This window comes from Streptomyces sp. NPDC057682 (assembly GCF_042799575.1).
Lineage (GTDB): Bacteria > Actinomycetota > Actinomycetes > Streptomycetales > Streptomycetaceae > Streptomyces.
Map to the genome: position 1 here is coordinate 348504 of NZ_JBHVIN010000009.1, position 23119 is coordinate 371622.

Annotated in this window: 16 protein-coding genes and 1 other RNA gene; 7 read left to right on the forward strand and 10 right to left on the reverse strand. The window is 72.7% G+C overall.

All coding sequences use genetic code 11. The annotated features are described in order from the left end of the window. Positions 1-54: 54 nt before the first annotated feature. From ACFVDM_RS19445 to ftsE, 6 genes are all read right to left on the reverse strand, one after another. Positions 55-759: a hypothetical protein gene (locus ACFVDM_RS19445; RefSeq protein WP_383640946.1), complete on the reverse strand. Its 705-nt coding sequence runs from the start codon at positions 757-759 to the stop codon at positions 55-57. Positions 760-1076: 317 nt separating this feature from the next. Further along, positions 1077-1463: a transfer-messenger RNA gene (gene ssrA, locus ACFVDM_RS19450) on the reverse strand. Between the two features lie 123 nt (positions 1464-1586). Then, positions 1587-2075: an SsrA-binding protein SmpB gene (gene smpB / locus ACFVDM_RS19455; protein WP_383640949.1), complete on the reverse strand. Its 489-nt coding sequence runs from the start codon at positions 2073-2075 to the stop codon at positions 1587-1589. 18 nt (positions 2076-2093) lie between these two features. Further along, entirely contained in the window at positions 2094-3281 is a 1188-nt protein-coding gene (locus ACFVDM_RS19460) for a S41 family peptidase (RefSeq protein WP_383640952.1), read from the reverse strand. A 68-nt stretch (positions 3282-3349) separates the two neighbouring features. Further along, entirely contained in the window at positions 3350-4267 is a 918-nt protein-coding gene (ftsX, locus tag ACFVDM_RS19465) for a permease-like cell division protein FtsX (protein WP_383640955.1), read from the reverse strand. Positions 4268-4290: 23 nt separating this feature from the next. Then, entirely contained in the window at positions 4291-4980 is a 690-nt protein-coding gene (gene ftsE, locus ACFVDM_RS19470; RefSeq protein ID WP_383640958.1) for a cell division ATP-binding protein FtsE, read from the reverse strand. A 268-nt stretch (positions 4981-5248) separates the two neighbouring features. Between ftsE and ACFVDM_RS19475 the strand changes: the two genes are divergently transcribed. Beyond that, positions 5249-5446 carry a hypothetical protein gene (locus tag ACFVDM_RS19475; protein WP_383640961.1) on the forward strand — a complete coding sequence of 66 codons (198 nt, stop codon included), beginning with the start codon at positions 5249-5251 and terminating at the stop codon, positions 5444-5446. Between the two features lie 82 nt (positions 5447-5528). Here ACFVDM_RS19475 and ACFVDM_RS19480 read toward each other — a convergent pair whose 3' ends face one another. Then, positions 5529-6383, reverse strand: coding sequence for a hypothetical protein (locus ACFVDM_RS19480; RefSeq protein WP_383640963.1), 855 nt, complete (start codon positions 6381-6383; stop codon positions 5529-5531). 444 nt (positions 6384-6827) lie between these two features. Here ACFVDM_RS19480 and ACFVDM_RS19485 point away from each other — a divergent pair, with 444 nt between their 5' ends. Further along, positions 6828-8204 carry a histidine-type phosphatase gene (locus ACFVDM_RS19485; protein ID WP_383640966.1) on the forward strand — a complete coding sequence of 459 codons (1377 nt, stop codon included), beginning with the start codon at positions 6828-6830 and terminating at the stop codon, positions 8202-8204. 61 nt (positions 8205-8265) lie between these two features. Here ACFVDM_RS19485 and prfB read toward each other — a convergent pair whose 3' ends face one another. The 3 genes from prfB to ACFVDM_RS19500 form a co-directional block, all read right to left on the reverse strand. Continuing rightward, positions 8266-9372, reverse strand: a complete 1107-nt coding sequence (gene prfB / locus ACFVDM_RS19490) for a peptide chain release factor 2 (RefSeq protein WP_383640969.1) — start codon at positions 9370-9372, stop codon at positions 8266-8268. A gap of 79 nt (positions 9373-9451) precedes the next feature. Continuing rightward, complete coding sequence (locus tag ACFVDM_RS19495) at positions 9452-10690, reverse strand: serine/threonine-protein kinase (protein WP_383640971.1); 1239 nt, start codon at positions 10688-10690, stop codon at positions 9452-9454. A 178-nt stretch (positions 10691-10868) separates the two neighbouring features. Beyond that, entirely contained in the window at positions 10869-12515 is a 1647-nt protein-coding gene (locus ACFVDM_RS19500) for a protein kinase (RefSeq protein ID WP_383640974.1), read from the reverse strand. A gap of 506 nt (positions 12516-13021) precedes the next feature. Here ACFVDM_RS19500 and ACFVDM_RS19505 point away from each other — a divergent pair. From ACFVDM_RS19505 to ACFVDM_RS19525, 5 genes are all read left to right on the forward strand, one after another. After that, positions 13022-16696, forward strand: coding sequence for an FtsK/SpoIIIE domain-containing protein (locus ACFVDM_RS19505; RefSeq protein WP_383641035.1), 3675 nt, complete (start codon positions 13022-13024; stop codon positions 16694-16696). 356 nt (positions 16697-17052) lie between these two features. Continuing rightward, on the forward strand, positions 17053-18423 hold the full coding sequence (locus ACFVDM_RS19510) for an ABC transporter substrate-binding protein (RefSeq protein WP_383640976.1): 1371 nt from the start codon (positions 17053-17055) through the stop codon (positions 18421-18423). A 4-nt stretch (positions 18424-18427) separates the two neighbouring features. Beyond that, a complete protein-coding gene (locus tag ACFVDM_RS19515; protein WP_383640980.1) occupies positions 18428-19858 on the forward strand; it encodes a carbohydrate ABC transporter permease in 1431 nt (476 codons plus the stop codon). Beyond that, the gene (locus tag ACFVDM_RS19520; RefSeq protein ID WP_383640983.1) at positions 19855-20775 is read left to right on the forward strand and encodes a carbohydrate ABC transporter permease; all 921 of its coding nucleotides are present in this window, start codon (positions 19855-19857) and stop codon (positions 20773-20775) included. Before ACFVDM_RS19515 ends, ACFVDM_RS19520 begins: the two co-directional genes overlap by 4 nt. 143 nt (positions 20776-20918) lie before the next feature. After that, on the forward strand, positions 20919-23066 hold the full coding sequence (locus ACFVDM_RS19525) for a CDP-glycerol glycerophosphotransferase family protein (RefSeq protein ID WP_383640986.1): 2148 nt from the start codon (positions 20919-20921) through the stop codon (positions 23064-23066). Positions 23067-23119: the final 53 nt, after the last annotated feature.

The following is a 23119-nucleotide window of genomic DNA, read 5'->3' on the forward strand; positions in this document are numbered from 1 at the left end:
CCGCCGCTTGGGCTTCTTCCGGTGGTGCCTGACCCGCGGGGCGGGGGTGGTCATCTAGCTGGCGCCTTCTTGCTGTTGCACAGGGGGTTCGGGGTTCTCGGCGGTCGGGGTCACGGGATCCTCGGTGGATTCCGTGGGTTCCCCGTCCGGAGGCGTGGAGTCGGCGGCCGGGGGCGTGGTGGACGTCCCGCCGCCCGGATCGCCGCCGATGCCCGTCGTGGCGCCGGTGGTCTGCCGGCCCGAGGGGCCGGTGGGATCGGTGGCCGTGGCTCCGCCGGCCGGGGTGGTGGTACCGCCCGCGGGGCCGGAGGTCGCGGTGCCCGCGCCGGTGCCGGTGGTGGCGGCCGCGTCCTGTCCGCCCTGCGGGGCGGAGGGCGAGGCGCCGGGCGTCGCGTCGGGCGAGGAGGAGGCGTCCTGGCCGGCGCCCGGGGTGGCCGGGGTCGTCACGTCCTCGGCCTTGCGGTGCTCCTCCTGGCCGGAGATCGGCAGGAAGGGGGCGCTGGAGCTGCCGCCGAGCACGGCGACGACGAGGGTCACGGCGTAGGCGACGCAGATCGCGGCGAGGACCCAGCCGAGCCGCCGGAGCGTCTTGCCGCGGCGGCCGCTCTCGTCGACGAAGACGGGGCCGTCGCCCTCGGGGGCGGTGTTCGGTTCGGGGAGGAGTTCGGACAGCTGGCGGCCGATTCCGTCGAGCTGGATGGTGACTTCGTTCGGCTCGTGGGTGTGTCCCGCACGGGCCCCTTCACGCCAGGTGTCCACAGTTGTCCGCACTTCCCCCACTCAGAACCTGGGGTGCTCGCAACTGTTCCGTCTGTGCGCCGTCGGACCGGGCCCCCACCCGACTCCCACGCGCCCCCTAGCACAGTGCACCCGGGCTACGAATGTAGCGCACCCCATGGACGGTCCGAGCCGGAGGACAGGTGTTGTTCATCATGAGTGACACAGTTGTTCTCCAACCGTGGCTCGGGCCCCGCCCGGACCGTCCGGTCGGTCCGGGGATGCCCCGTTACGGCGCGCGGCCCGGTACGACGAGGACCCCGCTGCCGGTGGCAGCGGGGTCCTCGTTCACATGGGAATTGTGGAGATGGCGGGAATCGAACCCGCGTCCAACGGTGCGGAACCAGGGCTTCTCCGAGTGCAGTCCGCTGCGCTTTTCTCGGCCCCGGAGGTCACACGGACAAGCCTCCGACAGGCCCAGTCACTGTTTGATTTCCTTCTGAACCCCGTGACCGGGCTCAGAAGTTTAGATCCCTGAATGATGCCAGGATCCGGGTCGGGATCACCCCCGGGCTGACACTCCGCAGAGTCTTCGCTAGCTGCTAATTAGGCAGCGAGGGCGAAGGCGGAGGAATCGCGCTTGGAATTGGCGATTATTGGTTGCGACATATGGTTTACGAGATCATTGCCGCTTCCTCGACTCGCTTCCCCTGCTTCGACATCCGCTGTCGAAACCGATCATCCCCATGTTGATTTTTCAAAGGTGGTGCACACCCCCGTGGGGTGCTCCGCCATCGTACGTGACCAACGCGCACGGATGCCAGCGTATTCCTGCCGCCCCCGGCCACCGGTCCGGGGAGGCCTGCCGGTCAGGCGCTCCGCTGACGCCGGCGGGCCGCCGCGATCGCCCGGTTCGTCTCCCGGGTGTCCTGCTTCTCGCGCAGCGTCTGGCGCTTGTCGTACTCCTTCTTGCCCTTCGCCAGCGCGATCTCGGCCTTGACCCGGCCGTTCACGAAGTACAGCGAGAGCGGCACGATCGTGTGCCCGGTCTCCTGGACCTTCGACTCCAGCTTGTCGATCTCGGCCCGGTGCATCAGCAGCTTGCGCTTGCGCTTGGCGGAGTGGTTGGTCCACGTCCCCTGGACGTACTCCGGGACGTGGATGTTGTGCAGCCAGGCCTCGCCGCCGTCGATCTGTACGAAGCCGTCCACGAGCGAGGCCCGCCCCATGCGCAGCGACTTGACCTCGGTGCCCATGAGCACGAGCCCGCACTCATAGGTGTCGAGGATGGTGTAGTCGTGCCGCGCCTTCTTGTTCTGCGCGATCATCTTGCGCCCGGTGTCTTTTTCCTTAGCCATAGTGCGGCCATTTTCGCACTACGACCCGCCTCCGAGGCCACTCAATACCGTCTCGGCCCGCTGCTGGGCCCCCGCGCCGACGGTGAGGTCCGGGGTGATGCCCCGGCCGTCGACGTTGTGCCCCGCCGGGGTGCGGTAGTGGCCCACGGTCAGCTCGGCCACCGAACCGCCCGCGAGCCGGCTCGGCATCTGCACGGACCCCTTGCCGAAGGTCCGGGAGCCGACGGTGACCGCCCGGCCCCGGTCCTGGAGCGCGCCGGTCAGCAGTTCCGCCGCGCTCATGGTGCCGCCGTCGACGAGCACCACGAGGGGGCGTCCGGTGTCGCCGCCCGGATCCGCGTACAGGGCGTGCTGCTCGCCGTGCACGTCGTACGTGGCGACCAGGCCGCCGTCCAGGAAGGCGGAGGCGGCGGTGACGGCCTCGGTGACCAGACCGCCGGAGTTGCCCCGCAGGTCCAGCAGGATCCCGGCCCCGGACGGGGCCTTCAGCACCGCCTTCCGGACCGCCTCGCCGGAGCCCTTGGTGAAGGCGTCCACATCGATCACGACGGCGGCGGAGGGGGCGGCGCGGCCGGGGCCGGCGGACTTCACGGAGACGGCCTCGGTGGTGAGCCGGGCCCGCCGCAGCGTCACGGTCCGGGTGCGGTCGCCGCGCTGGACGCCCAGCACCACGGTGCTGCCGGCGGCGGCCCCGCTGCGGTCGCCGCGCAGCAGCGCCACCACGTCGGAGACGGGGCGGCGGTCGACCTCGCGGCCGTCGACGGTGCGCAGCAGGTCCCCGGGGCGGATACCGGCGCGGGCGGCGGGCCCGCCGGGGTGGACCCGGCCGACGGCGACCAGTCCGTCGGCGGTGCGCCGGGCGGCGAGTCCGACGCCGGTGTACGAACCGTCCAGGGCCTGCTCGAACTCCTCGTACTCCCGCTCGTCGTAGACCGCGCCCCAGCGGTCCCCGCTGCGGCTGACGGCCTCCTCGGCGGCCTCGGTGCCGGACTTGCCGTCGGCCACGGCGCGGGCGGCGGCGTCGGCCACGGTGTCCCGGTCGGCGGCGGCCGCGACGGAGTGCGCCTCGATCTCGGTGTCCCGGTCCGCGCCGCGCGGCAGCGAGCCGGTGGCGGCGGCGGTGGCGAGCACGCCCGCGAAGACCAACGTCAGGGCCGCCCCGCGGCGCAGGCCGCGGGGCCCGACACGGTGCTCGGGGTCCGGCATGGCGCCGAGTCTAGGACAACGCCCCAGGGGCGCACGGCGGGTTGGCCGCGCGCCCCACGGGGCGCATCTCACACCTTGAGGTACTTGCGGAGCGCGAAGAGCGCGGCGACGGCGGGCATCAGCAGCCCGATCGCGAGGACCAGCGGGAGCTTGGTGAGGACGGCGTCCCAGCCGATGAAGTCGATCAGGTTGAGCTTGTCCTTGAGCGCGAGACCGCCGTCGATCAGGAAGTAGCGGCCGGCCAGCAGCATCACGCAGGCCAGCACACCGCCGATCAGACCGGCGAACGCGGCCTCCATGATGAACGGCATCTGGATGTAGAAGCCGGAGGCCCCCACGAGCCGCATGATGCCGGTCTCCCTGCGCCGGCTGAACGCGGACACCCGGACGGTGTTCACGATCAGCATCAGCGCGATGACGAGCATCAGCGCCATCACGAAGAGCGCGGCCACGTTCATGCCGTTCATCAGTCCGAAGAGGTTGTCCAGGATGCTTCTCTGGTCCTGGACCGACTGCACGCCGTCCCGCCCGGCGAAGGCGGTGGCGACGACCTTGTACTTCGTCGGGTCGTGCAGCTTCACCCGGAACGACTCGGGCATCTGGTCGGGCGTGATGTTGCCCGCCATCGGGGAGTCGCCGAACTCGTCCTGGTAGTGCTTGTAGGCCTCGTCGGACGACTCGTAGATGACCTTGTCGACGATGTCCATCTTGTTGAGATCGGCCTCGATCTCGTCCTTCTGCTGCTTGGTGACCGCGCCCTTGGCGCACTGCGCCACCGAGTCCGCGTCCGCCTTGCCGCAGAGGTAGATGGAGACGTTGACCTTGTCGTACCAGTAGTCCTTCATCGTGCTGACCTGCTCGCGCATGAGCAGCGCGCCGCCGAACAGGGCGAGCGAGAGGGCGACGGAGACGACGACGGCGAAGGTCATCGTGAGGTTGCGACGGAGGCCGACGCCGATCTCCGACAGGACGAACTGGGCGCGCATGGCGTCCTTTCAGTGCTCGGTGCTCAGTGCTGGTAGCCGTAGACGCCGCGCGCCTGGTCGCGTACGAGACGGCCCTTCTCCAGCTCGATGACGCGTTTGCGCATCTGGTCGACGATGTTCTGGTCGTGGGTCGCCATGATCACGGTGGTGCCGGTCCGGTTGATCCGGTCCAGCAGCTTCATGATCCCGACCGAGGTCTGCGGGTCGAGGTTGCCGGTGGGCTCGTCCGCGATCAGCAGCATCGGGCGGTTGACGAAGGCGCGGGCGATGGCCACGCGCTGCTGCTCACCACCGGAGAGCTCGCCGGGCATCCGGTCCTCCTTGCCGCCGAGGCCGACGAGGTCGAGGACCTGGGGCACCGCCTTGCGGATCTCGCCGCGCGGCTTGCCGATCACTTCCTGGGCGAAGGCCACGTTCTGGGCGACGGTCTTGTTGGGCAGCAGCCGGAAGTCCTGGAAGACGGTGCCCAGCTGGCGGCGCATGTGCGGCACCTTCCAGTTGGACATGCGCGCGAGGTCCTTGCCGAGCACATGGACCATGCCCGTCGTGGCCCGCTCCTCGCGGAGGATCAGGCGCATGAAGGTGGACTTGCCGGAGCCGGAGGAGCCCACCAGGAAGACGAACTCGCCCTTCTCGATGTCGAGCGACACATCCCGGAGAGCGGGACGGCTCTGCTTCGGGTAGGTCTTGGAGACGTTGTCGAATCGGATCACGGTGCACCACGGTCGGCCGGGAGTAGGTGTGCGTGACCATACGCGAACCGGGCTGACGCGTGCAGGCGCCCGTCCCGGGATGGGTGATTTACGGTGAATCGGCAGCGGGCCCGGCGGGCGGTGCGGCGGAACGGACCGGGAGGTATCCGGCGGGCCGAGCCGAATTCCCCGCGAGCTGGCACAGTGGGAGGGGGAACGGTTGCGTTTCCGTGAGCGTTGTGCGGAGAGAAGGCTTGTGCGGCTCCGCCGCGCGGGAGGAGGAAAGCGCATGACCTATGACCGACTGGTGTGCGCGAGCTGCGCGGCGCCCGTGAGCGAGGGGCGCTGTCCCGTCTGCCGGGCCAGCCTCGCCCGCATGAGGGAGCAGGAGCAGGGCCCGTTCGCGGGGCTGAATCCGGCGATGCTGATCGCTTTGATGGTGGTGCTGCTGGCCGCCCTGGCCCTGCTGGCCCACCAGACCGCCTGACCTCCGCCGTCCACGTACGGAAGGGCCCGGACGCCGTCGGCGTCCGGGCCCCTCTGTGTCCGGTCTGTCACCGTGCGCGGTGTCAGGCGGCCGTGCGGCCGTTCACCAGACGCGGCAGGATCCGGAAGCCGATGCCTCCGGCGATCATCGTCGCGGCGCCGACGAGCAGGAACGTGGTCTCGGCCGCACCGGTCTCGGCGAGCTCGTCCTTGCCCTTGCCCTGCTCGGCCGGCTGGTTGCCGACCGAGTCGGTGTCGGTGTTGTCCGCGCACTCGGCGCCGTCGAGGTCGACGGTGCAGGTGCCGGTGCCGCCGTCGTTGGAACCGGCGCTGGCGTTGCCCGACGTGCCGGCGCCGGCGTTGCCCGACGTGCCGGAGCTGGCGTTGCCGGAGGTGTTGGCCTCACCCGTGGTGTTGCCGGTGGTGCTGGCGTTGCCGGTGGTCTCGCCCGTGGTGGACGTCTCGCCGGTCGTGGTGGTCTCACCGGTGGTGGTGGTCTCACCCGTGGTCTCACCGGTCGTGGTGGTCTCACCCGTGGTGGTGGTCTCACCCGTGGTCTCACCGGTCGTGGTGGTCTCACCCGTCGTGGTGGTCTCACCGGTGGTGGTGGTCTCACCCGTGGTCTCACCGGTCGTGGTGGTCTCACCCGTGGTGGTGGTCTCACCCGTGGTCTCGCCGGTGGTGCTGGTCTCGCCCGTGGTGCCGGCGGCCTGACCCTCGTCGACGCCGCCGCCGGCGTCGCCGCCCTCGGACTCGCCCTGCGGGCCGGCCTTGACGGCGATGCCGTTCTTGTCCACGTCGGCCTTGACGGACAGACCGCCGACACCGACATCGATACCGACGGCCTGCGCCGCGCCGGCGGCCGTGAGCGAGGCGCCCGCGGCGATCACCGCACCCGCGGCTATCCGCGCGACGCGGACTCGCGTCTTCTTTGTCATGTGCTGCTACCCCCAGTAGCTGTTCTCGTCAGTGGAGCAGCCATATGCGGGGCACGGCCGGGCGGGGTTCGCTCCGAGCGCCGGCCCACGTCGCGCCGTGGCCATGCCGCCCGCCCCCGATCACACCCGTCCCAGACATACGCATGCTGCCTTAGCACCCTGTCCAGAGTTAAGGACTACGTCAAGGCCATTCCGCGCAATGTGCCCCATTTTGATGAGAGTTGATCCTCATTCAGGGTCACGACTGTGACGCACTCACCACGCCTTCTGCGCAACTCGCAACGCCAACTCCCTTTCACGCCCCTCGAATTTCCGCGCGCCCCGCGGACAGGCCGTGCGGACCGGCGCACATCCGCCCGTCCCCCGGCGTCCACTCCCGGTTCATCCCGGAGCACCAGGATGCCGACGTCCCGCACGCCCCCTCCCACGAACCTGGTGAGATCCATGCAGAAACGAACCGTCGCCCTCGCGCTGACCCTCGCGGTCTCGGCGCTGCTGCCGGTGGCCGTACCGGCCCAGGCGGCACCCCCGCCCGGCCGCGGCCCCGGTTCCGGCTTCTACGCGACGAAGACGCCGTACGCCCCCCAGCAGAACCCGCGCTCCTACCAGCGGGCGCCGAAGGGTTTCGTTCCCGTCTTCACGGAGAACGTGTCGCGCCACGGTTCGCGCGCGGCCTCGGACAGCGAGGACGGGGATCTGATCCTCGCGCTGTGGGAGAAGGCGCGTGCCGAGGGCCGGCTCACGCCCTCGGGCGAGCGTTTCGGCGAGGAAGTGCGGTCGCTGCTGGCCGCGATGGAGCGGGTCGGGTACGGGCAGCTCAGCGGCCGGGGCGTACGCGAGATGCGGGAGACCGCGGCCCGGCTGGAGGAGCGGCTGCCCGGACTCTTCGCGCGGATCGCGGAGCGCTCCGAGCGCATCGACGTGGTCAGCTCCGGCAAGGACCGGGCCGTCGACAGCGGGAACCTGTTCGCCGGGGCGCTCGCCGCGCGGAACCCGGCACTGGCGCCGCTCATCGGCCCGGCCCGCACCGACCCCGACCTGCTCTACTTCCACAAGGCCGCGGGCGGCGCGGAGTACCGGGACTACGTCGAGAACGACGCCCGGCTCGCCGCCACGCTCGACGCGATCACCGACCAGCCGGCCACGCACACCGCCGCCCGCCGGGTGCTGGGGAAGATCTTCGCGCCGGAGTTCGTGCGGCGGATCTCGGCGGGCGAGTTCGCCTCCGTCGGTACGGAGGTGGAGGCGGCGCAGGCCCTTTACGCGCTCTACAGCATCGCCCCGGCCATGGCGGACGAGGGCGACTGGGACCTGTCCCGCTGGATCGCACCGCGCGAGGCCCGCTGGTTCGCGTATCTGAGCGATGCCGAGGACTTCTACGAGAAGGGTCCGGGCTTCGACGACAGCGACATCACGTACCGGATGGCGAACGTCCTGCTCGACGACTTCTTCGCGAAGATCGACGCCGCGCGGAACGGGACGGGCGGCCCGGGTGCGGAACTCCGCTTCACCCACGCGGAGGAGATCATCCCGCTGGCCGCGCTGATGGGGCTGTCCGGCAGCACCCGGGCGGTGTCGCCGGAGCGTCCGTACACCTACGCCGACAACCCCTGGCGCGGCGGATCGGTGGCCCCCATGGCGGCGAACATCCAGTGGGACCTGTTCCGGAGCGGGAACGGCGACGGCAGCGCGTACCTCGTGCGGATGCTCTACAACGAGAAGGAGACCGCCTTCCGCACGGGCTGTGCGCCGGTGACGAAGGGCAGCTACTTCTACGAGGTGGACGAGCTGAAGCGGTGCCTGGGGCGCGAGGCGTCCTGAGACCGGTGCGGACAACGGCGACGGGCCCGGGAGCGGCTGCTCCCGGGCCCGTCGCGGCCGGCTACTTCTCGCTCTGCTTGCGCCAGCGGATGCCGGCCTCGATGAAGCCGTCGATCTCGCCGTTGAAGACGGCCTCGGGGTTGCCCATCTCGAACTCGGTGCGCAGGTCCTTGACCATCTGGTACGGGTGCAGGACGTAGGAGCGCATCTGGTTGCCCCAGGAGTTGCCGCCGTCGCCCTTGAGGGCGTTCATCTTCGCCTGCTCCTCCTGACGGCGGCGCTCCAGGAGCTTCGCCTGGAGGACGTTCATCGCGGAGGCCTTGTTCTGGATCTGCGAGCGCTCGTTCTGGCAGGAGACGACGATGCCGGTGGGCAGGTGGGTCAGGCGCACCGCGGAGTCGGTGGTGTTGACGCCCTGGCCGCCGGGGCCGGAGGAACGGTAGACGTCGACGCGCAGCTCGGACTCGTCGATCTCGACGTGGTCGGTCTGCTCGACCACGGGCAGCACCTCGACGCCCGCGAAGGAGGTCTGGCGGCGGCCCTGGTTGTCGAAGGGCGAGATGCGCACGAGCCGGTGCGTGCCCTGCTCGACGGAGAGGGTGCCGTAGGCGTAGGGCACCTCGACGGCGAAGGTGGTCGACTTGATGCCGGCCTCTTCCGCGTACGCCGTCTCGTAGACCTCGGTCTTGTAGTTGTGCTGCTCGGCCCAGCGGAGGTACATGCGCTGGAGCTTCTCGGCGAAGTCCGCCGCGTCCACGCCGCCGGCCTCGGCCCGGATGGTGACCAGGGCCTCCCGGGCGTCGTACTCGCCGGACAGGAGGGTGCGGACCTCCATCTCGTCCAGCGCCTTGCGGACGGACTCCAGCTCGGACTCGGCCTCGGCGAGCGTGTCCGCGTCGTCCTCGGCCTCGGCGAGCTCGAAGAGGACCCCGAGGTCGTCGATCCGGGCGCGCAGCGCCTCGGTCCGCCGGACTTCGGCCTGGAGGTGCGAAAGCCTGCTGGTGATCTTCTGTGCCGCCTCCGGGTCGTCCCAGAGGGACGGCGCGGCGGCCTGCTCCTCGAGCGCGGCGATGTCCGCCCTCAGCGCATCCAGGTCCAGGACGGCCTCGATCGACCCCATGGTCGAGGAGAGGGACTTCAGCTCTTCGGAAATATCGACGACTGCCACGGGTCCAGCCTAACGGCTGTCGGCGCGGACGTTCCTCGGGCCGCTCGATCACCGCCCCGGGGCGGTGGGGAGGGCCGGGTCAGGGGGTGGCGGGTGCCGAGTTCTCCGTGTCCTGGGGGGAGGCTCCCGCGTCGTCGCCGCCCAGGGCCAGCCAGCTGCCGGCGCCTATCGCCGCGGCGAGGACGAGGGCGGCGGCGCCGAGGGTGAGGCGGCGTTTGCGGAGAGCGGCCTGCTTGTTGCGGGCGGAGCCGGGGCGGGGGCGGCCGGGGGCGCGGGGGGCGCGGGCGGTGCCGTGCGGGCCGCCGGAGAGCTCGTCGGGGGCCGGGACGCGCATGCTGGTGTGGGTGTCGCGGTTGGAGTCGGGCGAGGAGCCCGGGACCAGGGGGACGGCACCGCGGCGGCGGGGTTCCTCGTCGGCGGGGGTGTACTGCTGTTCGTCGTACGGCTCCGGCTCGGGTTCCTCGTCCGGCTCGTCGACGTCCAGCGGCGGGATGCCGGCCAGCTGCGGAAGCTGTTCGCGCAGCCGGGCCGCCAGCTCGGAGGCGCGCAGCCGGGAGGCGGGGGCCTTGGCGAGGCACTGGACGAGCAGCTGCCAGAGCTCGTCGGGGATGCCGGGCAGCGGGACCACGGTCTCGGTGACATGGCGGCGCAGCACGGCACCGGGGTGGCCGCCGCCGAAGGGCGTGAAGCCCGCGAGGAGCTCGTACAGCACGGTCGCCAGGGCGTAGATGTCGACGGCGGCGCGCGGTGGCAGTCCCTCGACGATCTCGGGCGCCAGATAGTCCGGCGTGCCGATGATCTTGGTGGCCTTGGTCCGGCGCGGGGTGTCGATGAGCTTGGCGACGCCGAAGTCGGTGAGGAGCGCGGGGTGGGCGTTGCCGGGGCCGAGCGGTCCCTCCATGTCGAGCAGGATGTTCTCCGGCTTGACGTCGCGGTGGACCACGCCCGCGGCGTGCGCGGCCGCCAGCGCGTCGGCGACGTCCGCGACGATCGCGACGGCGGCCTCGGGGGCCAGCCGGCGCTCGCGGTCGAGCCGGGTGCGCAGATCGGTGCCGCGCACCAGCTGCATCACCAGGGCCAGGTCGTTGCCGTCGACCACGAGATCGCGGACGGCGACGACATGGGGATGGTCGAGGCCGAGCAGGGCGGTGCGCTCCTGGACGAACCGGCCCACGAGCTCCTGGTCGGACGCGAGGTCCTCGCGGAGCAGCTTGACGGCGACGGGCCCCTCGGGTCCCTCGCCGAGCCACACCGTGCCCGCGCTGCCGCGCCCCAGGATCTGGTGGGCGGTGTACCGGCTGCCGATTTTCCGTGCCAAGACTGCTCCCTCAGCGGCTGGCGATGGACGTCGCTCCACAACCCCCGGTCGACAAAGTTACGCGGCGATCGGGGGGCCGTGTGCCGTGGATGGCACCATCCTTCGCTTCTGCGGGCGAAATGCCTCGGAATTGGTCCGCGGAAGTCGATATAGCTACAGGGTCGGGGTGCGTACCCGGTCAGTTCCCGCCGGTTCCGGAGGTACCGCCGCTGTCGCCGCCCAGCTTGGAGATCCAGCCGGTGACGGTGTCGACGGCGTCGGTGATCGCGGTCCAGTAGCTCTGCCCCTGGCCGATCCAGTCCTTGAGCGGGGTCAGCTCCCAGATCAGCCAGCTCGCGACGAAGAGCAGCACCAGCGTGAACAGGCAGCCCTTGAGGCAGCCGAGGCCGGGGATCTTCATCGGGTTGGCGCTGCGCCGCCTCGGCTCGCGGGGTTCGCGGGGCGGGCGCTGCGCGGGTGCCTGGGGCTGCTGCGGCGGCGCGTACTGCTGCTGCGGCTGGTGGTACTGCTGGGGCTGGTACTGCTGCTGGGGCGGCTGGCGGTACTGCGGCTGCTGGGGCTGCTGGTACTGCTGCTGGCGTCGCGGCTGCTGCTGCGGCGGGGGCTGCTGGCGCTGGGGGCGCCGGCGCAGCGGGTCCTGGCCCGGGTCGAGGTACTGCACCTGGGTCTGCTCGTTGCGGTCGCGGGCGGCCTGGAGCTGGGACTGCCAGGGGTGCGGTCCGTCGGACTGCGGGGTGCCCTCGGGGCGCGGCGGGACGGGCGGCATGACCGCCGTCGGGTCGGCGTGGCCGCCGCCGGGTCCGGCGTTGTGCTGCATCACGCTGGTGGCCGCGTTGGGGTCGTACGCGCCCGCGTTGCTCGGCAGCACCTGGGTCGGGTCGGCGGCGCCGGGCGTCTCGGGCACGGCGGTGGGCGCCGGGTCGGGGGCGAGCAGGGCGCCCACCCCGTCGGCGGCGGCGATCTGCGCGGAGTTCGCGTGCACCCCGATGCCGGCGGCGACGGTACGCAGCCCGCGCGCCAGGTTCTCCGCGCTGGGCCTGCGGTCGGGGTCCTTGCTGAGGCAGCGCTCCATGACCGTCCACAGCGGGGCGGGCACGGTGCTGGGGCGGCGGGGCTCCTCGCTGAGGTGCCGGTGCAGGACTTCGAGCGCGGTGCCGCCGGCGAACGGCGGACGGCCGGTGACCAGCTCGTACAGCAGGATGCCGGCGCCGTAGATGTCGACGGCGGAGGTCTGCGGGCGGCCCTCGGCGGACTCGGGCGCCACGTAGGCGGGGGTGCCGACGAACTCGTGGGTCCGGGTCAGCCCCGGGGAGTCGGCGAGCCGGGCGATCCCGAAGTCGGTGAGCATCGGGTGCATCTCGCCGTCGCGCTCGGAGAGCAGCACATTGGCCGGTTTCAGATCGCGGTGGACGACGCCGTCGGCATGGCTGGCGGCGAGCGCGTCCGCGATCTGGGCGGTGAGCAGCGAGGCGGCGACCGGGGTGAGCGGCCCGTTCTCACGGAGGTAGCGGTGCAGGTCGGGGCCGTCGACCAGGTCCATGACGAGGGCGAGGAGATCGCCCTCGACGACCAGGTCGCGGGTGCGCACGATATTCTCGTGGGTCAGCCGCAGCAGGACGGAGCGTTCCCGCAGGAACCGCATCACGACGTCCGCGTCGTTGGCCAGCTCCTCCTTGAGGACCTTGATCGCCACGGTCTCGCCGGGCTCGCCGGCGACGGCCGCCTCGGCGCCCGCGGTCTCGCGCTGGCGGGCACGCCACACGGTCCCCGTGGCGCCGCGTCCCAGCGGCTCTTCGAGCAGGTACTTGCTGCCTACGGGCCGCACGTCATGCGCTCCCTGCTGGTCGTGTGGTCATGGGCCCCGGTCCGTTTCCGTCCGGAGTCGGGCCCACTCTAGTGGGGCGGCCGACGGCGGTGACCGAGTCCGGAAGGGTACCTTTTCTGCCGCATTGCCCACCATTCCCACCGCTTCTCCGGTCGCGGGGAAAGACGCCCGCCCCCGGCGGATGGTTGCCGCACACGGGTGCGAACGGACGGTTCCGGGACGCGGCGGCAGCGCGCCGTGCGCCCCGGGAGGCGCTTCAGGCCGCCCGAGGAACCGGCCAAGGGGGCATTTTTGGGCGCACAGCCGACGTTTCAAGATCATTGAGCGGTGACCCGGGGGCGGGTTGTCGGTGGCAGGTGCGAGGATGCCTCCAGCACGACTGCGCGGTCGGGAGCCCCGCGGTGCGTGACGAACCTGTACCGGACGACGCGTCCGTGCCGGGTGGGGGGAGTTCACAGGGCGTCTCCTTCGCCGGGCACCGCGCGCAGAAGGGACCGCTGACGGCGATGCAGATCCGGCTGACCGTCCTGGCGCCGCGCAGCGGCCAGACCCCCGCGCGCGCCTGCGACGTGCTGGTCACCGCCCCCGCGGGGACGGCGCTGGCCACCGTGGCGTCCAACCTGGCCGCGTCCGTCACGGGCCCCGACGGCACCCTCGGCGGCGGCGCGGTGGTGCTGTACGCGGGCCGCGAGCGGCTCGACGCGCAGCGGTGCGCGCTCGGTGAGCCCCCGCTGGTCGACGGTGCGGTGCTTTCGCTCCAGGTGCCGGGCGAGGACGAGACCCCCGACGACGCCGTTCCGGCCCAGTTGCACGTGATCGCCGGCCCCGACGCGGGCGGCGTCCATCTGCTGCACGGCGGGCAGATCCGGATCGGCCGCTCCGCCGACGCGGACGTGCCGCTCGACGACCCCGACGTGTCCCGGCTGCACTGCGCGGTGACGGTCTCGGCGGACGGCCGGGTCTCGGTCGCCGATCTCGGTTCCACCAACGGCACGACGCTCGACGGCGCGGAGGTCCGCGACCGGCCGGTCCGGCTGGGTCCCGGCGCGCTGCTGAGACTCGGCGAGTCCACGCTCCGGCTCGCCCCGGGCGCCCGGCCGCCCACGCTGGACACCGCGCCCGACGGAGAGGGCCATCTGCGGGTCGTCCTCGCGCCCGCGCCGCGCACCGCGTCCGGCGGCCCGCCGGACGGTCCCGACCCCGAAGGCCCCCCGGAGCACGGACGGCCCGCCGTCTCCACGGGGCACGCGCACTCCGCGGATTCCGGTGCCCCGGCCCGGCCGCACCCCGCCGCCGGGCGGGCCGGCCGGGTGCCGGACGGCGAGGCGCCCCGCCGGGGCGGTCTCGGTGCCTGGGCGCGCCGGCTGACGGGCGGCAAGGGCGATCCGGCACCCGGAGCGGGTGACGAGGAGGCGGCGTCGCCCGCGCCGGTCCCCCCGGCGCCGTCCACCGCGCTCTCCTCGGCCCCCGAGGGCACCTGGCCGGATCCGGCCGCCGTCCTGCTGACCGCGCTGGGCCCGGGTCCCCGGCTCTGGGAGCGCGACACCGCGCATCCCGAGGCGCTGGTGGTCCGGCTGGGCACGACGGACCGGGCGGACCTGCCGTCGGTCCCGGTGACGGTGGGGCTGCGGGAGGCCGGTTCGCTGGGGCTGGCCGGTCCCCGGGAGCGGCTGGCGGGGCTCGCCCGCTCGACGGTGGCCCAGCTGGCCGCGCTGCACTCCCCCGCCGATCTGGAGATCGTCCTGATCAGTACGGACCGGGCGCGCGGCGCTGAGGAGCGCCGCCGCGCGTGGGGCTGGCTGGGCTGGCTGCCGCATCTGCGGCCGATGCACGGCCAGGACTGCCGGCTGCTCCTGGCGTACGACCGCGAGCAGGCGCTCGCGCGGACGAACGAGCTGGTGCGCCGGCTGGACGAGGGCCCGCTCGGGCCCGGCTGGGCGAGCCTCGACGCCGCCACGGTCGCGGAGGCGGCCCGCGCCCACGAGGGCCCGTTCACGGTGGTCGTCGTCGACGGCGACCCCGGTTCGGCGGTCCTGCGCGAGCACACCGCCCGGCTGGCCTCGGCCGGGGCGGCCGCGGGCATCCATCTGATCTGTCTGGCCGAGACCCCGGCCGCGACCCCCACCTCCCCGGTCACGGCGACCTACGAGGCCGCGTGCCACGCCTCGATCGCCTTCCGCGAGTGCGGGGCGGTGGCCATGCTCATCGGTGATGTGGCGACGGCCCTGCGGCTGCTGCGCACGGCGGGCGGCCGCGCCGCCGGACACGGCACGGTGGCCGCCGTGGACGCGGTCTCGGCGCACTGGGCGGAGCGGTTCGGACGGGCGCTGGCCCCGCTGCGCGTGGACGGCCCCGCGGTGCCCCCGGGCCCGCGCGCGGCCGTGGCACTCCCCCCGTCCGCCCGCCTCCTGGACGAGCTGGGCCTGGCCCGCGCCACCCCCGCCTCCCTGATGGCCCGCTGGGCCTCCACGGCGGACGACCAGCCCGGCGCGGCCCCCCGCACCACGGCCGCCGCGCCCGACGACACCCCCCGCGTCGCCCCCCAGCGCTCCCCCGCGTCGGGCCGCACCCCGTACCCCCGCCCGGCACCGGAGAACCACGACTCGGCACGCACGCCGTACCCGGACGCGCCGTCGTCCGGACGCACCCCGTACCCGGAGACAGCGAGTTCGGGCCGCACCCCTTATCCGGAGACACCCGGCTCGGGCCGCACCCCGTACCCGGACGCGCCGTCGTCCGGACGCACCCCGTACCCGGAATCAGCGGGCTCGGGCCGCACCCCGTACCCGGAAGCGCCCGGCTCGGGCCGCACGCCCTACCCGGACGCGCCGTCGTCCGGACGCACCCCGTACCCGGAGACACCCACCTCCGGCCGCACGCCCCACCCCGACGCGCCGGCCTCCGCCCGCACCCCCCGCCCCCGGGCGGACGGGTGGCCCGGGGAGACGCCGAGTTCGCGGACGTTGCCGGGGTCGGACACGCGGTCCTGGGGCGACAGGGCGGAAGGGCCGGGGGACGGGAGTGTGCGGGCGGCCGGGTCCGGGCGGGCGTCGAACCGGGTGAGCGGTCCGCGTCAGGCGGACGCGCCCCGGGTGGCGACGCGTTCCGCCGCTCTGCCCGCCGCCGCACCGCCGGTCACGGCGTCCGCCGGGCGGCCGGTGGTGGTGCTCGGGGCCGGGCCCCGGGGGCCGGTGAGCGTGGACCTCGCCGAGGAAGGGCCGCATCTGCTCATCGAGGGGCCGGGCGGCAGCGGGCGTACGGAACTGCTCAGGGCGGTCGCCGCCTCGCTGGCCGCCGCCGACCGGCCCGACCGGCTGGGGCTGCTGCTGGTCGACGGGGCGGGCGGCGAGCGCGGCGAGAGCCTGGGACCGTGCACGGAGCTGCCGCACGCGTTCACCCGGCTCGTGGCCTGCGACCCGGTCCGGATGCGGGAGTTCGCCCAGGCGCTGGGCGGTGAGGTGAAGCGCCGGGCCGAACTGCTGGACGGGCTGGACTTCGCCGAGTGGCACAGCAGACAGGAGGTGGCCCGGCGGATGGTCGGTCCGCGTCCCCCAGGCCCGGCCGAGCAGCGCGGGGACGTGGAGTCCCCGATGAGCGGCACGCTGCGGCTGCGGCCCGCCTCCGCGCGGACGGCCGATCCGGGCCCCTCCCCGCTGCCCCGGCTCGTCGTGCTCGTCGACGACTTCGACGCCCTGCTCGCCCCGGCCCTCGGCAGCCCGGGGCGTCCCGCCGCCGGTTCCGTCGTACGGGCGCTGGAGGCGGTGGCCCGGGAGGGCGGCCGGCTCGGCATGCATCTCGTCGCCACCTCCGCCCGCCCCGAGCGCACGGAGGACACCGAGCTGGCCCGGGGCGCCCGGCTGCGCATCGTGCTCGACGCGCCCGTGGTGCCGCCGTCGCCGGACGAACCGGCCCCCGGCCGGGGGCGGCTGGGCCACCCCGACGGACGGGTGACACCGTTCCAGGGCGGCCGGGTGACGGGCCGCATCCCGCGCACGGCGACCCTGCGGCCCACCGTCGTCCCGCTGGAGTGGGAGCGGATGGGCGATCCGCCGACCCGCCGCCCGGTCCGCGAGCTGGGCAACGGGCCGACCGACCTCGCGCTGCTCGCCAGCGCGGTGGAGCGGGCCGCCCGTTCGGTCAACGCCGAGCCCGTCGCCCCGCTGGCCCCGGCGCCGTCGTGACACCGGTCCGGGGGACGGACGTCGTGAGGGCGTGCGCCGCCCACCCCGCGCGCACGCTCCGCACCGTCGCCGGAACCGCCCTCCCGCAGCCGCCTCCCGGGCCGCAAACGGGTACGCGTACCCCGTCCGCGCCCCTCTGACCCCCACCGATCCCAAGTACTCCCAATAACCCCAGACATCACACTGACCCCACGTCACGAGCCCATCACGATCAATGAGTTGGGCCCGAAGACGGTATTGCGGCGCCGGTGGGCCGGGCGTAGGACTGTGCGCACAGGACGACGTGACAGAGGGCCGCACCCCGGGATCCCGGCCGGTGCCGGTCCGCTCACGCGCACAGGAGAGACGGGGCAGGGATGCGCACAACGCTTCGGATTCGCAGGGCCGCCTTGGTGTTCACCGCCATCGGCGCGCTGGCCCTCACCGGCTGCGGCGACGACGGTGACGGCGGCAAGGACACGAAGGGCAAGGACGGGGCGTCCGAGGGCTCCGGGAGCCCGTCGGGGGTCTCCTTACCGAAACTGGACGGGGAGAAGATCTCCGTCGCGGCGGTCTGGACGGGACCGGAGCAGGAGAACTTCGTCAAGGTCCTCAAGGAGTTCGAGAAGCGCACGGGCGCGACGGTGTCGTTCGTCCCCGCGCAGGACCCGATCGTCAACTTCCTCGGTACGAAGATCGCGGGCGGCCAGCCGCCGGACGTGGCGATGATCCCGCAGGTCGGCGCGATCAAGCAGGCCGTCGAGAAGAAGTGGGCGAAGCCGGCCGGGCCCGAGGCGAAGGCCGAGCTGGCCAAGAACTTCTCGAAGGTCTGGCAGGACCTGGGCGCGGTGGACGGCACCCAGTACGGCGTGTACTTCAAGGCCGCCAACAAGTCCCTGATCTGGTACAACGCCAAGGTCTTCGAGAACGCGGGCGCGTCCGAGGCGAAGACCTGGAAGGACTTCCTGGCGACCGCCGAGACGGTGTCCGCCTCGGGTGTCACCCCGGTCTCCGTCGCCGGCGCGGACGGCTGGACGCTCACCGACTGGTTCGAGAACATCTACCTCTCCCAGGCGGGTCCGGAGAAGTACGACCAGCTGGCCCAGCACAAGATCAAGTGGACGGACCCGTCCGTCAAGGACGCGCTGACCACGCTCGCGCAACTCTTCGGGAAGCCCGCCCTGATCGCGGGCGGTGCCGACGGCGCGCTCCAGACGGAGTTCCCGGCCTCGGTCACCCAGACGTTCACCGGAGGCGACCAGCCCAAGGGCGCCATGGTCTTCGAGGCCGACTTCGTCGGGATCAACATCGCGCAGACGAAGGCGAAGATCGGCACGGACGCCAAGGTGTTCCCGTTCCCCGCGGTCGGCGCCGAGTCCCCCGTGGTGACCGGGGGCGACGCCGCCGTGGCGCTGAAGGACAGCAAGGGTGCCCAGGCCCTGCTGACCTGGCTGGCCTCCACGGACGCGGCGAAGATCTGGGCCGAGCAGGGCGGGTACATCTCGCCGAACAAGGCCCTGGACCCGGGCGCGTACCCCAACGAGGTGCAGCGCACCATCGCGAAGGCGCTCATCGCGGCCGGTGACGACGTCCGGTTCGACATGTCCGACCAGGCCCCGCAGTCGTTCGGCGGGACGCCCGGCAAGGGCGAGTGGAAGACCCTCCAGGACTTCCTGAAGAACCCGAAGGACATCGCGGGGACCCAGGCGAAACTGGAGTCCGACGCGGCCAAGGCGTACAAGAGCTGACGCGATGACGACAGCCGCAGCGGGGGGCGCCGACGAGGCGCCCTCCGCCGACAGACAACCGTCCGGCGGGGACCGGGTCCCCGCCCCCAGGGCGCCCTCGTCCGGCGGCCGGTCCGGTCCGCCCGGCCCCGGTCGTACCGCCCGGAGCGTCACCGGCACCCGTAGAGCCGTCGCGGCGGTGTTCCTGCTGCCCGCGCTGGTGCTGCTCGGCGCGCTCGTGGTCTATCCGATCGTGTACTCGGTCTACCGGTCGTTCCTCGACCAGTCGGGCACCGGGTTCGCCGGATTCGACAACTACCGGACGCTGTTCACCGACGACACCATCCGTACGGCGGTCAAGAACAACGCGGTCTGGGTGGTGTTCGCGCCGACCGTCTCCACCGCGCTCGGGCTGATCTTCGCGGTGCTGACCGAACGCATCCGCTGGGGCACGGCGTTCAAGCTGATCGTCTTCATGCCGATGGCGATCTCGATGCTGGCGGCGGGGATCATCTTCCGGCTGGTCTACGACCAGGCGCCCGAGCGCGGGGTCGCCAACGCGGTCTGGGTGGGCGTGCACGACACGTTCAGCGAGTCGGCGGGCTTCCCCAAGGCGCATCCGCTCCCCGTCCATCCGCTGAAGGCGGAGGGCGGCGGCGCGTTCGTGACGAAGACGACCGTACGGGCCGGGCAGCCGGTCCAACTGCCCCTGGTCGGGGTGCTCCCGGCGAAGATGCCCGGCGACGCCCGCCCGGCCAGGGCGCCGGAGCCCGCGTCCGACGGGGGGATCACCGGCACCGCGTGGCTGGACTTCACCAGGGGCGGCGGCGGGAAGCCGAACGTCATCGACGCCCGGGAGCTGGGACTCAAGGGCATCGAGGTGGAGGCCGTCAAGGACGGGAAGGTCGTCGCCACCGCCAGGGCCGGCGCCGACGGGGTGTTCACCCTGCCCGCCTCGGCCGACGGCGCCGAACTGCGGCTGCCCGCCTCCAACTTCCGGGAGCCGTACAACGGTGTGGACTGGCTCGGGCCGTCCCTGGTCACGCCCGGCATCATCGGCAGCTACGTCTGGATGTGGGCGGGCTTCGCCATGGTGCTGATCGCGGCCGGCCTGGCCGGACTGCCGCGCGAACTCCTGGAGGCCGCCCGGGTCGACGGGGCCAACGAGTGGCAGGTGTTCCGCCGGATCACCGTGCCGATGCTCGCACCGGTCCTCGCCGTGGTCCTGGTGACCCTGATGATCAATGTGCTGAAGATCTTCGACCTGGTGTTCATCATCGCGCCCGGTTCCTCGCAGGACGACGCGAACGTGCTGGCGCTCCAGCTCTACCGCTCCTCCTTCGGCACCGACGCGGACCTCGGCGTCGGCAGTGCCATCGCCGTACTCCTGCTGCTGCTGGTGATTCCGGTGATGCTGTTCAACATCAGGCGGATACGGAAGGAGGGGCGCCGATGACGACGCCCTCGGCCACGGCCGCCCCCGCCGGACCGGGCGAGGCGCCCGCCGGCCCCGTGAAGGAACGGCCTCCGTTCGCGGCACGGCTGGCGGCCCGCGCCGCCGGCGGTGCGATGCGGGTCTTCCTCGTCCTGGTGGCCCTGTTCTGGCTGATGCCGACCATCGGACTGCTGCTCTCCTCGCTGCGCGGCGCCGACCGGATCGCGGCCTCCGGCTGGTGGAAGGTCTTCACCGCCCCGTCGGAGCTGACCCTGGACAACTACTCCCGGCTGCTCGACAACTCGGCGATCACCGACTCGCTGTTCAGCACCGTCATGATCACCGTGCCGTCGACCGTCCTGGTCGTGGTGATCGGCTCGCTGGCCGGATACGCCTTCGCCTGGATGGACTTCCCCGGCCGCGACTGGTGGTTCCTGCTGGTCGTGGGGTTGCTGGTGGTTCCGGTGCAGGTGGCGCTCATCCCGGTCTCCAAGCTCTTCGGCGAGGTCGGGATCTTCGAGACGACCTTCGGGGTGGTCCTCTTCCACACGGCCTTCGGCCTGCCCTTCGCGATCTTCCTGCTGCGCAACTTCTTCGCGGAGATCCCCCGGGAACTCCTGGAGGCGGCCCGGCTGGACGGGGCGGGCGAGATCCGGCTCTTCACCCGGGTGGTGATGCCGCTGGGCGGTCCCGCGATCGCCTCGCTCGGCATCTTCCAGTTCCTCTGGGTGTGGAACGACATGCTGGTCGCGCTGATCTTCGCGGACTCCGACTCGCCGCCGATCACCGTGGCGCTCCAGCAGCAGGTACGGCAGTTCGGCAACAACATCGACGTCCTGGCGCCCGGCGCGTTCGTGTCGATGGTCATCCCGCTCGCGGTGTTCTTCGCCTTCCAGCGCCAGTTCGTCTCCGGCGTGATGGCGGGCGCCGTCAAGTAGGCGGTCGGGCAGGCCGGGCGGGGGCGGTCTCCGGGACATCCGGGGCCGCCCCCACCTGGCGTTTCGCGGGGGCGGCGGGGCCGGCGTAACCCTGTCACTCCTTCGGGCGTTTATGGGGTGTCCCCGGCCGAGAAAGAGACCGTATGCCCCGCCTGAGTGTCATCATCCCCGTCCGTCGCGCGCGGGGCAGTCTGCGCGCCTGCCTGGAGTCGGTGCTCTCGCAGTCGTTCACGGACATCGAGGTGATCGGTGTCGACGACGCGGCACCGGACGGATCGGGGCTGCTGCTCGACGAGTTCGCCGGACGCGACGACCGGGTGCAGGCCATCCACCTGCCGGACGGGGCCGGTCCCGAGGGGTGCCGCAACGCCGGTGCCGAGCGGGCCGTCGGGGAATATCTGCTCCATCTGGAGGCGCACTACGTCCTTCTGCCGGACGCGCTGAGCGCCGTCGCCGACCGGCTCGCGGAGGCGGGCGAGCCCGATCTGCTGCTGTACGGCCACCACAAGCGGCCCTTCCGGGGCCGGCCCCGGCCGAGCAGGTCGCTGGAGCTGCTGGGCGGGCTCGACGACGGCCCGCTGACCGGGCCCGAGCGCGCCGGACTCCTCGACATCGCCCCGGTCTCCTGGAACCGGGCCGTGCGCCGCTCCCTCCACGAGGGCGAGAAGCTGGGCTTCGGCCCGGGGCCGCACGGGGAGCGGATGTACGCCCTCCAGACCCTGGCGGCGGCCGAGTCGGTGGCCGTCCTGCCCGTCGCCTGCGTCGAGCACCGCCAGCAGCGCGGCATCCCGGGGCCCGACGAGGAAGAGCCCGGTTCCGCCCCCGCCGGGCTCGTCGAGGCGTACACCGGGCTGATGGAGTTCCTTCGCGAACGCCCCCGGCTGGAGCCCGTACGGCCGCTGCTCTTCGAACGGGCCGTCCAGGAACTGCTGTCGGGCTATCCCGCGGTCCGGCGCGGACGGCGGCGGTACGTGCGCGCGGTGGCCGCCTTCCACCGCGCCCACCGCCCGGAGGGGTTCCGCTTCCCGGCCGGCGCGCGCGGACTGCGGCCCCGGCTGATCGGCGGCGGGAAGTACGCCGCGCTCGGCGGCCTCGACACGGCACTCGCCGTACGGCGCGGGCTGCGCGCCGCACCGGACGCCGTGCGGGGACAGGCCAGGCGGAGCCTGAGCAAGCGGTACTACTGGTGGCAGCGCAAGCGTCCGCTCGACCCGAACCTGGCCGTCTACGCCGCGTACTGGAACCGCGGGGTGAGCTGCAATCCGGAGGCCGTGTTCCGCAAGGCCCGGGAGCTGGCCCCGGGGGTGCGCGGGGTGTGGGTCGTCTCGAAGAACCAGGTGGACACGGTCCCCGAGGGCATCGACCACGTGGTGCCCGGCACCCGTCGCTACTGGTCCGTCATGGCCCGTGCCACGTACTTCTTCAACAACGTCAACTTCCCCGACCACGTGGTCAAACGCCCCGGCCAGGTCCATGTGATGACCCATCACGGCACACCGCTGAAGATCATGGGCCTGGACCAGCAGGACTACCCGGCGGCCGCGCAGGGGCTGAACTTCGACCGGCTGCTCAAACGGATCGACCGGTGGGACTGGAGCGTCTCGGCCAATCCGCACTCCACCGAGGTGTGGGCGCGCGCCTATCCGGGCGCCGCGCGGAGCCTGGAGACGGGCTATCCGCGCAACGACGTGCTCGCCACGGCGACCGGGGACGACGTGCGGGCCGCCCGCGAGGCCCTGGGTCTGCGCCCCGGGCAGCGGGCCCTGCTGTACGCGCCGACGCACCGCGACTACGAAGCCGGGTTCACCAGCCGGCTGGACCTGGAGCGGTTCTGCGCCGAGGCCGGACCGGACACCGTGCTGATGGTGCGCGCGCACTACTTCTACGGGGACACGGGGCTGCCGGAGCACCCCTCGGTCCTCGATGTGAGCGACCACCCCCGGATCGAGGAGCTGTGCCTGGCGGCGGACGCGCTGATCACGGACTACTCGTCGGTGATGTTCGACTTCGCCCATCTGGACCGGCCGATCGTGGTGCACGCCCCGGACTGGGAGACCTACCGCACGGTGCGCGGGGTGGTCTTCGATCTGCTGTCGGGCCGGCCGGGCGACACCCCGGGCCCGGTGGCGACGAGCACGGAGGAGCTGGCCCGGATCTTCCGGGACGGGGCGTGGGACGGCCCGGAGAGCCGGGAGCTGCTGGCGGCGTTCCGGGCCCGGTTCTGTCCGTACGGGGACGGCCGCGCCGCCGAGCGGGTGGTGCGCCGGGTGCTGCTGGGGGAAGAGGTCTGATCCACGGCAGGGGGCCCGCGGGGCCGCCCCCGCGCGCCCGCCGGGCGCCCCGC